Raw genomic sequence first — 13,256 nt, 5'->3', positions numbered from 1 at the left:
CCCTCCGCGATCACGACGGGGCCGGCACTTCGGCGATCGAGGTGCCGCCGGCACCGACTAGCGGCGCAGACAAGATGGTTGACGAGATCGTAGGGGAGGGGTCCTCGGGTAGAACGGCTACAAATACGGCTTGTCCGGCTTCGGCCGGACGAGGAGGAGGAGTGACCGATGAGCAACGCACGGGTGCGCAGGGCCGAGGCCTACTGGCCGCCGAGCGGGCTGCTCGGCCGGGTCGACGAGGCCGACCGCCGGGTCCTGCTGGGGCTCGGCCACGGCGTGGTCTACCCGGCCGGGCAGATCACCATCCACGAGGCCGACACCTCGGACTTCGCGCTGCTCCTGGTCGGCGGCACGGTGAAGGTCACCGCGCATGCGCAGGACGGCCGGGAGGCGCTGGTGGCCGTACGAATGGCCGGGGACCTGGTAGGGGAGCTCGCCGGGATCGACGGCCAGCCGCGCAGCGGCACCGTGACCACCTGCGGCCGGGTGCTGGCCCGCTACATCCTGTCCTCCGAACTGCTGGAGTGCACGAAGCAGCACCCCGCCATCGGGCTCGCGCTCAGCGCGAGCGTGGTGGCCAAGCTGCGCACGGCGACCGGCCGGATCGTCGACTTCACCGGTTGCGACGTACTCGGGCGGCTGGCCAGGATCCTGCACCACCTGGCCGTCACCTATGGGCGCCCAGGCCGGAACGAAGCCCAACTACCGCTGTCGCAGCCGGAGATGGCCACGCTGGTCGGCGCGGCGGAGTCGTCGATCCACAAGGCCCTGCGGGCACTGCGGGAGTCGGGCGCGGTCATCACGGGCTACCGCAGGATCACGATCCTCGACCTGGATCACCTCGCCCGGATCGCCGTCACGGCCGAAGAAGCCGGAGCATCTGTCGCATCCGGAGCGGCGGATTCGCGGGCGATCCCACCAAACAGCTAAAAGCGCCGGGTTCCCACGACGGCTCGGCGCCAGCATGACCGAGAGCCAGGAGCCGAGCGTTGGAGAGGATCGGGGAAGCGGATGCCAGAGAACAACGGTGCTCCGGGCGGTTCCGAGCGGATCCGGGCGGGCGACGTGTCCGGGACGATGATCGTCGGCAACCGGAACACCGTGACCAACCTGAACATCACCGCCGAGTACGGTTCAGCCGTCACCCTGCACGCCGGACCACTGCCGGATCCGGTCAGGCGCCAGCGGATCTCCCATCTGCCGCGGACCGTCGCCGATCCGCTGATCGGCCGGGAGCGGGACCTCCGGCTGGTGCAAGAGGCGCTCGGGAAACGTCAGTTGGTGCAGGTCTGGGGCGCTTCCGGCGTCGGCAAGAGTGCACTGCTGCGCCACCTCGCCCGCACCCTGCCGGGCGGGCCCGACGGCGCGGCCTACGTCGAAGCCGGTGGGCGGACGGCCGACGACCTGGCGCAGGCGATCTTCGACATCGGCTTCGAGGCGCCGAACTACAAGCCGTCGCTGGAGGTGCTCAAGGAGCACCTGAAGACCCTGCGACTGCGGATCTACCTGGACGACGCCGGACTCGACGAGAAGGACCTGCGCCGGCTCTTCGACATGGCCGAGCAGTCCGCGTTCGTCTTCACCTCGCAGCACCGGTCGGCGCTCGACGGCGTCCACCCGATCCACCTCGACGGGCTGACGGCCCCGGCAGGCGTGAACCTGGTGCAGACGGTCCTGGCCCGCGGGCTGCTACCGGACGAAGCACGGACCGTGCAGGCACTGTGCGACGCCCTGCACGGCAATCCGCTCCGGCTGCGGCGCATCGCCCTCTCGGCCGCGACCGGCAAGCGCCTGCCGAGCATCGCCGATCTCCCCGAACTGCTGCCTGCACTGCTCAATCGGCTCCGGCCACCGGAGCGCGACCTGCTGCACCTGCTCGGCTCGCTGTCCGGCGCCGAGTTGGCCGCCCCGCAGCTCAGCTCCCTGCTCGGCCGGCCGGACGCCGAAGCGCTCGCCGAAGGCCTGGTGCGACACGGTCTGCTGCTCGCCTCCGAGACCGGCTACCGGTGTCCACCGGACGTCGCCGAGTGCGTACTGAAGAGCCGGATGACGCAGTTCCCCGCCGAGCCCCTCTGCCGGGCGCTCACCGCGTGGGTCGAGTCGCGGCAGACCACCCCGGACCAGGTGGCAGCCCACTTCCAGGCCCTTGACGTCGCGGTGCTGCGGGCGGAGCGGAGCGGACAGGCGCCGCTCGGCATGGCATTGGCCCGTGCCGCCTCGCCGAAGCTGGCGCTGTCCCGGCAGTTCGACGCGTGGGGCAGCCTGCTCGGAGCCGGCTGGGCCGCCGCGAGGAGCGCGGGCGACAGCGCGGGTGAGGAGTTCTTCCTACGCGAGGCACGCGCCCGCCGCAGGGCGATCGGCCGGGCGGCGCAAACGGCGACACTGGTGCTCGAGGCGGGAGTGCTCTGGCAGGAACTCACCGCCCTGCACGCACAGTCGGCGGCCCACCAGGTAGCCACCACGGTGGCGACCAGCGCCGTCGCGCCGATCGCCCCGGCAACGCCGATAGCACCGATCACGCCGGTAGCACCGGTAACACCGGTACCCCCGGTAACCCCGGTAACCCCGGCAACCACCGTGGTCAGCCCGCCGGTGGTCACCCAACCTGTGGTCAGCCCGGCGCCCGTCACGCACCCTGTCGTCAGCCCGACACCCGTACAACCACCGACCAAACCGATCGTGATCGACCTGTCCCAATCCACCCAACAGCCTCTGCCACCGACCCACATGACCGGCGCTCATTCCACCTCACAGGCGACGTCGCCGAAGATCGACCTCTCGGGAGCGCACAGCTCTGCCGCCCAGCCGACGCAGGCCGCAGGCACCGCCGCGACCGGCCCGAGCCACACGGCCGTCGGCGCCGCCGGCGCGGCGACCGCCAAGGGCGGCACAGCCCTTGCCGTCGCCTGCGCAGTCGGCTTCACCACCGTCCTCGGCGTGGGTGCCGTGGTCTACGCCGCCAAACAGTCGGACCAGGCTCCGACAGCCCACGCCACCTACCCGTCGGCCCCGCCCCCGAAGGTCTACACCCCCCACCCGCCGGTCCCTGCCCCCGCCCCGCCGGTCTACACCCACGCCCCGCCGGCCCCATCTCCGGTCGTCACGCCGCGCCTCGTCGATCCCGTGTGCGCGACGGTGATACCGGCCGTAGAACGAGATTCCCGGCAGTTCAAAACCGACAAGGCCACCGAGTCCCGCGCTCTGGAGTCGTACAACAACGCCGTAGACGCGTACAACTCACGGCGGACCTCCACCATTCCCGACGACAGCACGCTGAAATCCGCGCTCGATACCGTCATCAAAGACCTGCGCGCTTCCGAGTCCACGTTGCGGCAAGCCATATCGCAGGCGCGGGACAGATCGGTGGCATCCGACCTCAACAGCATGCTGACCGCTCATCAGCAGGAGGAGAGCCAATACCGCTCGTTCCGGAACCATCCGTCCGGCTCCAGGGTCGACACGACGAACCAGGCTTCGGCATACAACTCGGCCTGGTTCGACCTGGTGTTCCGCTGCTGAATCCGACCACCCACAGAACCGACCGGGAAAGGCCGACCATGCCTGCAGAATCCACACCGGGCGACATCCACACCAGGGACGTCTCCGGGACCTTCATCGTGGGCGACAACAATCACGTGACGAACACGACGGACCGCCCCGAGCAGTCGCAATCCCAACCGCGCCAACAGAACTCGGCCGAGGGCCAGGCGGCCGTCTTCTCGGTGGAACGCGGCACCATGCACGTCACCTACCACGCCCAGGCCGAACCCGCGCCCGTTCCCGAGACCGAGCACTGAGAACGCTGCGCGCCCCGGTCGAACCATCGACCGAGGCGCGCATCCCGTCCTTCGCTCAACTCCGCTCGGCCAGCAACTCCAGGTCCTGGGCGTTCAGCGTCGCCGTTCTCAGCAGTTCCCTGATCAGATTGACACTGAGCATCGACCCGACCGGCTCACCGACCTCATCGCGCGTCAGCCCGCGCACGCCCCGTCGCCGCAGCCGCTCGCGCACGTCCTCGGCCGTGTTGGCGACCGACTTGTAGGTCCAGGACTTGGTCGCGTAGGGCGAGGCGTTGACCAGCCGGGCGGTGTCCTCCCAGGACAGCGGGAGCGGGAACGCGTCCTGACCCTCCAGGTACCGCCGGGCGAGCGCGGTGAGCACCAGCCGCTCCTGCGGGGAGAGCGCGTACACCGTCTCGGGGGCCGCGGTGTCGGCGCTGCTCGTGGAACGGGGGTGCAGGTCGTCCCCGTCCACGACGCGCACCTCCACCAGGTGGGAGCGCCGCTTGGACGAGTTGATCACCAGCGGGGTGTACCCGGGCCCGACGATCCGCTTGTGGCCGGTGAGCATCAGCACGCCGTCGGGCAGTTCGATCGGCAGGTTGCCGGTGTTGACCAGCCACCAGTCGCCGCCCGTGGCGGCACAGGTGAAGACGCCGTGCCGACGGCTGACGGTCGGGTCGTCGACGCCGACCGGTACGTGCACGTCCTCGCGGTCGCGCCCGAACAGCAAGGTGTACCGGCGCGGTGGCACGGCGTACCCGCCCTGCGGGCCGATCACGAAGATCGTTCCGGGTGGCGCCGGGGGCACCCGGTCGGAGGGACTGCCCGGCGGCAGCATCTGGGGCGGGAAGTTTCCGTACGACATCTCACACACCTCCGCGTCGGCTCGCGCCAGTGAGTGTACGAGCGCACCGGGGGGACCAGTCCTCCCGGCGGCATGCCTGCCTCGGACTTGCGGAACTGTCAACTCTGCTTGTCCCGAATGAACTTGCTCGGTAGCCTGCCCGCCGTGAGCACGATCAGCCGGCGAGCTGCTGCGATCGACAGCATGGTCGCCGAACCACTCGGCCCGGGCGATCCGCAGGAGATCGGCAGCTTCGGCGTCATCGGCCTGCTCGGCACCGGCGGCATGGGCGAGGTCTACCTCGGGGTCTCGGACCGGGGCTACGCCGCCGTCAAGCTCGTCCGTCCGCGGCTGGTATCCAGCGAGCGCTTCGAACGGGAGGTCGGAATCCTCTACCGCGTGCCGTTCGGGGTCGCACCGCGGGTGCTGGCGAGCGACGGCACGCCGGAGCGCCCGTGGTTCGCCACCGAGTACGTCCCCGGGCTCACGGTGGACGAGGCGGTCCGGCTGCACGGCCCGCTGCCAGCCGAGGCGCTGTGGCTGCTGCTGGCCGAGACGGCCGCCCACCTGCGAGCCGTGCACGCGTCCGGCATCGCGCACCGCGACATCAAGCCCGCCAACGTCATGCTGGTGCGCGACGGCGTGAAGCTGATCGACTTCGGCATCGCGCGCGCCGCGGACCAGGCCAGGCTCACCAGGAGCGGTGACGGTTACGGGACGCACGGCTTCGCGGCACCGGAACAGCAGGCCGGGGACGAGGACGTGGCAGCACCCGCGGACGTCTACGCGCTCGCGGCGCTCCTGCTCTACGCCGCCTCGGCTCGCACGCCCGGCGCCGTCCCCGACCTGGAGCGGCTGCGCGCCGTGGAGGCCGACCTCGCTGCCGTCCTGGCGCCCTGCCTCGACACCGACCCCGGAGCACGCCCCACCGCCGACCGACTCGTCCAGGCGACCCGCCCACACCTGCTCGCTCCTCCTCCGTCCTGGCCGTCCGAGCTCATGGCACGCATCGACTCGCGACATGCCTTCGCCGAAACGCCGGTCGGCAAGCTGGAGACCCTCCCGCCACCGGACACGAGCACAGCCCCCGACCCCGGGACCCCACCCCCCACATCACCGCGCCGCCCACACAGGCACCGTCTCCTGTTGCCGATCGCCGCGGTGATCGCCCTCGGGGCGGTCACCGTGTTCGCCCTCAGTCCGTCCACCTCCCCGGAGCACCCCACCTCGCAGGGCTCCGTCGACACGCCGGTCACCGTTCAGCCGCTCGCCGGGGCGACGCCCGGGCCTTCCACCAGCCCGAGCGCCTCGCCCTCCCCCACCGCCGGCGCCTCGCCCTCCCCCACCGCCGGCTCCCCATCCCCGCCCTCGACCACCCAGCCGGCCCTACCCGAACCCCCTCCCAGGGCCTGCGGCCCTCGACGGTCTCCACCGCCAGATCCGCCGACCAGCCCCCGACCACCCTGTCCAATGCGGCCCCCGCCACCCCGTCCAATGCGGCCCCCGCCACCACCTCGGCAGCCGCCCGCAGCCTCACATCGTCATCGATCAGCGGCATCAACGGCAGCGACGACCCCGCACAGGTCAAGGGCTCCGAGGCGGACACCAGTTGGTTCGGAAACGACGCCGCCTGCTCCGCCTGGCTGGACGACAACGGCTCCGGCTCACTCGCAGGCGTGCTCAACACCTCGCTGAACCAGACCTGCGTTGCCGAGCTCTCACGCAGCGACGGCCTCACCTACACGTTCCGCGCCTCCTGGGGCGCCGCGAAAACGACCTTCCTCCCGGACACCGGCTACACCATGTGGATCTGTGTCTGGAACGCGAACAACCGATCCGCCGAACAATGCTCCGCCCGCTTCGCCATGAACGGCACCACCCCAACCCGCCAGTGAACCGCTTGCGACAAGGGCTCCGAAAGGCCCCTACACGAGGAATGCCATGGAACTTCCTTTGGAACTACCTGCCCGAGAGCGGCACTCGCCGCATGCCAGGCCGCCGCAGTGCATCTCCAGTCACCGAGTGAGGACGATTTTCGTTGGAGACGATCCGGGGCGGCTTGCCTTCCCGGCCTGAGACGGGTCGGGTCACATGCGCCTGGGCGCGACTGCTACAGCAGCCGGTCGAACACTGCGGTCACGCCCTCCCAGTGGCTGGTCTGCGGGTTCTTGATGTCCGGATACATGATTTTGAACGTCTCGGCGAGGGCGACGCTGAGACCGCCGATGATCTCGGGGTAGCGCTCTTCGGTCTCCTGGGTGGGTGTCCTGTCGAGCGGAGGGTGCACGGCGAGCTGTTCCAGGATCGGCTTCAGCTCGACCTCCTCGTCGAGCCGCCGGAACCGGTGGACGCTCTCCTGGAGGCCCTTGGTGATCGGTAGGTCCCACGGTTCGACGGTGTCACGGCCGTTGGCCTTGGCCGATGCCTGGCCGACGACCAGGAGGTCGTAGAGCTTGGCGTCGACGAAGTCGCCGTACCGCTTCAGCTCGTTCTTGTCCACGTCGAGGCCTGCGGCGGCGCGGAAGAACCTCTCGAACTTCGACACACCCATCACGGTCATGCCTCTCGCCTCCTCACCGGGAACCGGACGGCGTCCTACGCTCCCGCCGGCGTCGCCCATCGGCTGTCACCGGTCGAGATTCGCAGAGACCGCCCGCTGAGCGCCTCCGCACCCCAGGCCGAAAAGGAACACCCCCTCCTGCCCTGGCAGGGCAGCATGAAATGCGTGGGCATTCCCCGGCCAGCCGTAAGGCGTCCCTCTGCCTCCGTGCACCGTGGCGTGCAGGGCCTCGTCAGCCGGAAGGCCGTCGTATTGCACTCATTCACAGCGCCCCCCATGATGGCGGTGAGGGGCCGGAATGATGGCGGTGAGGGGCCGGACGAGGGTTGCCGCCTCGGTGAGGTCATCAGTTCCGCCGCAGGAGACGAATCAGCAGGTGTGAGCGGGTCCCGGCGTGGAAACCCGAGGTGCCCCGACTCCAGGGAGGCGTCATGGACGCCCACGTCACTGCCCAGGGAAGCCCCATCGCCACGGTCAATCCGTACACCGGTGAAGGGGTTCGTGGGTTCCCGGCGCTGAGCGCGGAGGAGGTGGGGCGCGCGATCGACGCGGCCCACCGTAGCTTTCCGAACTGGCTTGCCCGGTCGACGGCCGACCGGGGGGCCGTCGTGCAACGCGCCGGCCGGCTCATGAGGGAGCGCAAGGAGGAACTGGCGCATCTCCTGACGCTTGAGGTCGGCAAGCTGATCAACTCGAGCCGTGCAGAGGTCGACCTCGCGTCCGACATCCTCACCTACTACGGCGAGCACGGCCTCGAGCTGCTGGAAGAGCGACCCCTGCCGGTGCCCGAGGGCACGGCTGTGCTGGTGAACGAGCCGCTCGGCGTCCTTCTCGGTGTGATGCCGTGGAACTTCCCGCTGTACCAGGTGGTCCGATTCGCGGCTCCCAACCTCGTCCTCGGCAACACGATCCTGCTCAAGCACGCGAGCTGCCCTTCGGCGGCACCAAGCGCTCCGGCTACGGACGCGAACTCGGCGACGCGGGCATCATGGAATTCGCGAACCGCAAGCTCGTGCGCTACGTGGACGCCGACGCCCCGATCGGAGAAGTGCTGGACTGCACCACGAGCCAGCCGACCGCGACCTCGCGGCGAGCTGGTGTTCGGGAGCGGGACAGGCTGGCCTTCGAGCGGCCTCGTGGCCTTCCAGGGCGTCAGCCGGTCCCGCCCAGCACGATCTTCCACACTCGGGTCGCCACCTGGAGGTTCAGCCGGTCCTCGACGTTCGCGAGGTCATTGCCGCTGATGTCGCGGATGCGCTGGAGCCGGTAGCGCAGCGTGCTGCGGTGGATGGCGAGGGAGTCGGCGGTCTCGTCGTAGTTGCCGCCGCAGTCGAAGTACCGGGACAGGGTCTCCACCAAGGTCGCGTGGTGCCGGGAGTCGTAGTCGATGAGCTGCCCGAGCCACTCCTGGACGAAGGTCTCCAGTTCCCGGTAGTCGCTGCCAGGCCCCAGGATGCGGTAGAGGCCGAGCTCGTCGAAGAACGACGTGCCGTAGTGCTCGCGGCAGTGGCGGCGCACCTCCAGGGCGCGCTGCGCCTCCTCGTAGCGGCGGGGGATGTCATTCACGGAGTCGCAAGGGGTGCTCACTCCGATCGTCCCGGACCGTGTCCCGGTCTCGTGGGCGAGCGCCTCGTACAACGCGCGGGCGTGCGGCCTGTCGTCGGCGATGAGAACGACGTGGTCGGAACGTCGGGTCAGCAGCGAGCGCATGCCCACGGCAGAGGCCGCCCGGCTCACGGTCTGCGCGAAGGGCTCGTCCGCAGCCCGGTTCGCCCACTGCACGACGACGATGTAGTGGGTGCGGTGCAGGTCGTGTCCGACTGCCTCGGACCGCGCGTAGGCGCTCGTCTCGTCCGTCCCCGCCAGGAGGTCGTCGGCCAGCACGCGGTGCAGCCTCAGCTCCACTTCGGCCAGATTGCGCAGGTGCGTCAGCTCCAGGGCGAGCGACGCGGCGGCGTGTCCAAGCGCGAGTACGGTGTGCTCGTCGGCCTCGTGCCGGCCATCGACCAGCGCCAGCACGCCCAGGATCTCGCCGTGCGGGCGGATCAGGGTGATCAGCCGGTCCCTTATCCGTACCGGCCCGGCCGCTTTGGCGACGGCATGCAGCATTTCGTCCTGGCGCACGGGGTCCGGTTCGGGATAGGGGACGGGGCGATCGGGACCGGTCCAGGACCTCAGCCGACCGAAGCGGTCCTCGAGCAGCGCGGGAAGTCCGGTGAGCCCGTGCAGTGCGCGGGTGACAGCTTCTTCGCCGCCACCCGAGGCAGCGACGCCGGCCATGAGCGAGTGAACGGCTCGCTCGTAGCCCAGCTCAGCCACCACGGAGATCAGCTGCCGCTGGAGGGCTGTGTGTTCCTCCCGCAGCCGGCGCAGCTCCAGCGCGTCCTCGCGTTGGCGGCGGTGTGCGAAGGTGACTGACAGTGCGGCAGCGGTGTGCCGGACGAGCATGGCGAGCAGGGATCGCTCGGCCTCGGTGGGCCGGGAGCGGGACGTGACCACGAGGTAGCCGTGGAGTCCCGCAGATCCGCGTAGCCCCAGGGCCCGGCCCCAGCGCCTGCCAGGTACGGCCACGTTGCCGTCCTGCCCGGCCAGCTCCCGCACCCTCCGGCCAATGGCCGAGGCATGCGTCTGTCCGGTCCTGGGGCTGGGGACCAGGTCGCCGCCCACCTCGAGGTATCCGGCCTCGGCGCTGTACGACCCCGCAGCGGTGATGTGGTCCATGGCCAGGCGCAGGATCTCTACTTCGTCCGGAGCATCGAACAGGGCTCGGGAGAGCGCGACCAGATCGTGGAGGGCATGGTCGGCCGGGGCGCGCGCGGGCGGGCGGGGCTCTCCGCGCGCGACCGTGAGGCGCCGTCCGGCGCTGCCCCGCGGGATGCTGCCCTTCCGGTGGGAGGAGTGGTGGTACAGGCTGTGCGCCCGGCTGCCGGCCATGGGATCACTCCCTCCCTCGGCGCCTTCGGAGAACCGAGCGGCATGTCGCCTACCCGCTCGCGGTACGGCTCACCCGAGATATGTGGATCCTTTCCTCTCATGGCTCGTGGGGCGACCGGTGGTGGACGCTGTCAACGAGTGTCCACACGCGACCGCTCACGCCGGGCTGCGGGACTTCCGCGGCAGGTCGGGGCCCGCGGATGCCGTAAAGCCGGCGCACTCGCGCACCGCGCTGGTGCGCGAGACCACCGGGCCGGAGCGGTGCAGCGACCGGCCCGACCACGGGGCCGTTCGCCGGCTTCCGCGGTTGCACCTCGGCCTCGGTTCCACGGTGGTGCCCCGGGTGCTGCCCGCCTCCTGAGCGTCGAAGCAAGGAGAGAGTCCCTTGCGGTCGACCATGCAATCAACCCGGTTCCCTCTGGGCTTCCAAGAACCACGTCCCTGAGGCACCCCGCCGCGAACCCGAATCGCCGTCCCGCCTCCTGTCCTCGCAGACCGACCGACGGTGTCACTTTTCGACCCGCCGGGCGCAGGCGGGGTGACCGGGCGAACAGCCACTCTGGTGGCTGTCGGGACCGCTCGGCGGTCCATGAACGGTCGCCGACGGACGTCGACCGCCGCGGAAGGAGTTCCTCATGGCCAAGGCAGTGGGCATCGACCTGGGCACCACCAACTCGGTGATCGCCGTGTGGGAGGGCGGCGAGGCGTCCGTCGTGCCCAACAGCGAGGGCAACCGCACGACACCGTCCGTGGTGGCCTTCACCGACACCGGGGAACGTCTGGTGGGGCAGCTGGCCCGGCGCCAGGCGATCCTCAACCCCAAAGGCACCATCTACTCGGCCAAGCGGTTCATCGGCCGGCACTTCGACGAGATCCCCGACGAGGCCAGGGCCGTCGCCTATGACGTCGTACCGGGAGACAACGGCGAGGCCCGCTTCAAGGTGCGTGACAAGCTGTACGCGCCCGAGGAGATCAGCGCCCTGGTGCTGCGCAAGCTCGCCGACGACGCCTCCAAGCAGCTGGGGGAACGGGTCACGGAGGCGGTCATCACGGTGCCCGCCTACTTCAACGACGCCCAGCGCACCGCGACCCGCGACGCCGGACGGATCGCGGGACTGGAAGTGCTGCGGATCATCAACGAGCCGACGGCGGCCGCCCTCGCGTACGGCATGGACAAGAAGCAGCACGAGACCGTCCTCGTCTTCGACCTGGGCGGCGGCACCTTCGACGTGAGCATCCTCGATGTCGGCGACGGCGTGGTCGAGGTGCGTTCCACAGCGGGTGACAGCCATTTGGGCGGCGACGACTTCGACCGGCGTCTGGTCGACTACCTCGCGGACGACTTCCAGAAGGAGAACGGCATCGACCTGCGCAAGGACCCGCAGGCCCTGCAACGCCTGTTCGAGGCGGCGGAGAAGGCGAAGACCGAGCTCAGCTCCGTCACCCAGACCCAGGTCAGCCTGCCGTTCATCACCGCCGACGCGTCCGGGCCCAAGCATCTCACCGGCTCGATCATGCGGTCCACGTTCGAGCAGATCACCGGAGATCTGGTGGAGCGCTGCCTCGGTCCGGTCCGGCAGGCCATGGACGACGCCAAGGTCAGCGACAACGACATCGACGAGGTCATCCTCGTCGGCGGCTCCACCCGCATCCCCGCTGTCCAGGCCCTCGTGCGTCGACTGACCGGCGGCAAGGAACCCAACATGAGCGTCAACCCCGATGAGGTGGTGGCGCTGGGCGCCGCCATCCAGGCCGGGGTGCTCAAGGGTGAGGTCAAGGACGTCCTGCTGCTCGACGTCACCCCGCTGTCGCTGGGAGTGGAGACGCGCGGCGGAGTGATGACGAAGATCATCGAGCGGAACACCACCATCCCGGTGCGCCGCAGCGAGACCTTCTCCACCGCCGAGGACAACCAGCCCGCCGTCGACATCGTCGTCCTCCAGGGCGAGCGCGAGCGGGCCGCCGACAACCGGGTCCTCGGCCGGTTCCAGCTCACCGACATCCGGCCGGCGCCGCGGGGCGGACCGCAGATCGAGGTCACCTTCGACATCGACGCCAACGGCATCCTCAACGTCAGCGCTCGCGACAAGGACACCGGCAAGGAACAGGGCATCACCATCAGCGAGAGCTCCAACCTGGACCGGAGCGAGGTCGAACGCATGGTCCAGGAGGCCGAAAGCAACCGGGGCCAGGACCAGGCACTCCGCGAGGCCGTCGACGCCCGCAACGAACTCGACGCGATCGCCTACCAGGTCGAGAAGCGTCTGAACGAACTGGCCGACGCCGCGCCCGCCCACGAAAAGGCGCGAGCCGAGATGCTGGTGGCAGAGGCCCGCGACGCGGTCAAAAACGAGGCCGGAGTGGACGAGGTCAGGCGTCTGACCTCCGAACTCCAGCAGGTCCACGCCGGGCTCGCCGCCCACCAGGCCGAAGCCGCGGCGGCGAGTGGTCCGTCGGACACCACCGGGCCGGACGGCTCCGGGCAGGGCGGTGCAGGCGCCGACGAAGACGTGATCGATGCCGAGTTCGACAAGGGCTGAGGTATCCGCCATGCCGATCCCTCCCCAGGACCGATCGTCCGACCCACCGCGCGAAGGCGCCGCACGACCGCCGCAGGGCCACCTGCCCGAGCCCGCGCCGCCGACCGCGGAGGCCGAACCGGGGCCCGACGCGGCCACCGGTCCGGCAGGGGACGAGGACGAGTACGCGGCCGCGCTGAAAGAGGTCGAGGACCGCTGGCGGCGTGCTCTCGCCGATCTGGACAACCTGCGCAAGCGACATGCCAGGGAACTGGACCGGGAGCGCGCGGTCGAACGCGCCCGCACGGCGGCGGCCTTCCTTCCGGTCATCGACAACCTCGAACTGGCCCTGAACCACGCGGGCTCCGACCCCGGGGCGATCGTCGAGGGGGTTCGCGCCGTGCGCGACCAGGCCGTGTCCATCCTCGAACGCCTCGGCTACGAGCGTCACGCCGAGACCGGCGTCCCGTTCGACCCCTCCCGGCACGAGGTCGTCGGCGTGGTCCAGGACCCCGACGCCGAACCGAACACCGTGGCGCAGGTGCTGCGCCCCGGCTACGGCGAGGCCGAGCGGCAGCTGAGGCCGGCCGCCGTGACCGTCGCCAAGCGGGAGTGAG

Annotated in this window: 10 protein-coding genes and 1 pseudogene; 8 read left to right on the top strand and 3 right to left on the bottom strand. The window is 70.2% G+C overall.

What is annotated here, in order from left to right; translation table 11 throughout:
• Positions 1 to 168 precede the first annotated feature (168 nt).
• From HS99_RS01575 to HS99_RS01565, 3 genes are all read left to right on the top strand, one after another.
• Positions 169 to 930 carry a Crp/Fnr family transcriptional regulator gene (locus HS99_RS01575; protein WP_030557675.1) on the top strand — a complete coding sequence of 254 codons (762 nt, stop codon included), beginning with the start codon at positions 169 to 171 and terminating at the stop codon, positions 928 to 930.
• Positions 931 to 1,011: 81 nt separating this feature from the next.
• Complete coding sequence (locus tag HS99_RS01570; protein WP_050367022.1) at positions 1,012 to 3,519, top strand: hypothetical protein; 2,508 nt, start codon at positions 1,012 to 1,014, stop codon at positions 3,517 to 3,519.
• Positions 3,520 to 3,557: 38 nt separating this feature from the next.
• Positions 3,558 to 3,797, top strand: coding sequence for a hypothetical protein (locus HS99_RS01565; RefSeq protein WP_030558130.1), 240 nt, complete (start codon positions 3,558 to 3,560; stop codon positions 3,795 to 3,797).
• A gap of 55 nt (positions 3,798 to 3,852) precedes the next feature.
• Here the strand turns inward: HS99_RS01565 and HS99_RS01560 are convergent, their stop codons facing one another.
• A complete protein-coding gene (locus HS99_RS01560; RefSeq protein ID WP_030285996.1) occupies positions 3,853 to 4,647 on the bottom strand; it encodes an FHA domain-containing protein in 795 nt (264 codons plus the stop codon).
• Positions 4,648 to 4,791: 144 nt separating this feature from the next.
• Between HS99_RS01560 and HS99_RS40455 the strand changes: the two genes are divergently transcribed.
• Together HS99_RS40455 and HS99_RS45685 are read left to right on the top strand one after the other, a co-directional pair.
• Entirely contained in the window at positions 4,792 to 6,321 is a 1,530-nt protein-coding gene (locus HS99_RS40455; RefSeq protein ID WP_199821474.1) for a serine/threonine-protein kinase, read from the top strand.
• Complete coding sequence (locus HS99_RS45685) at positions 6,303 to 6,521, top strand: hypothetical protein (RefSeq protein ID WP_030558135.1); 219 nt, start codon at positions 6,303 to 6,305, stop codon at positions 6,519 to 6,521. Before HS99_RS40455 ends, HS99_RS45685 begins: the two co-directional genes overlap by 19 nt.
• 215 nt (positions 6,522 to 6,736) lie before the next feature.
• On the opposite strand, the gene HS99_RS01540 is transcribed toward HS99_RS45685, so the two are convergent.
• Positions 6,737 to 7,186, bottom strand: a complete 450-nt coding sequence (locus tag HS99_RS01540) for a DUF1931 family protein (RefSeq protein ID WP_030558136.1) — start codon at positions 7,184 to 7,186, stop codon at positions 6,737 to 6,739.
• A gap of 431 nt (positions 7,187 to 7,617) precedes the next feature.
• Between HS99_RS01540 and HS99_RS48670 the strand changes: the two are divergent.
• Positions 7,618 to 8,130: pseudogene (locus tag HS99_RS48670) on the top strand (aldehyde dehydrogenase family protein); the annotation flags it as partial.
• Positions 8,131 to 8,338: 208 nt separating this feature from the next.
• Here the strand turns inward: HS99_RS48670 and HS99_RS01535 are convergent.
• The gene (locus HS99_RS01535; protein ID WP_030558138.1) at positions 8,339 to 10,120 is read right to left on the bottom strand and encodes a helix-turn-helix domain-containing protein; all 1,782 of its coding nucleotides are present in this window, start codon (positions 10,118 to 10,120) and stop codon (positions 8,339 to 8,341) included.
• Between the two features lie 635 nt (positions 10,121 to 10,755).
• On the opposite strand from HS99_RS01535, the gene dnaK reads away from it, so the two are divergent.
• Entirely contained in the window at positions 10,756 to 12,660 is a 1,905-nt protein-coding gene (dnaK, locus tag HS99_RS01525; protein WP_030286009.1) for a molecular chaperone DnaK, read from the top strand.
• A 10-nt stretch (positions 12,661 to 12,670) separates the two neighbouring features.
• Positions 12,671 to 13,255 carry a nucleotide exchange factor GrpE gene (locus HS99_RS01520; protein ID WP_030286012.1) on the top strand — a complete coding sequence of 195 codons (585 nt, stop codon included), beginning with the start codon at positions 12,671 to 12,673 and terminating at the stop codon, positions 13,253 to 13,255.
• Position 13,256: the final 1 nt, after the last annotated feature.

The sequence above is a fragment of the Kitasatospora aureofaciens genome (genome assembly GCF_001188955.3).
In the GTDB taxonomy this organism is placed as follows: Bacteria; Actinomycetota; Actinomycetes; order Streptomycetales; family Streptomycetaceae; genus Kitasatospora; species Kitasatospora aureofaciens.
Note: the sequence above shows the minus strand (reverse complement) of the source record. Positions and strands in the feature narration are given on the sequence as shown.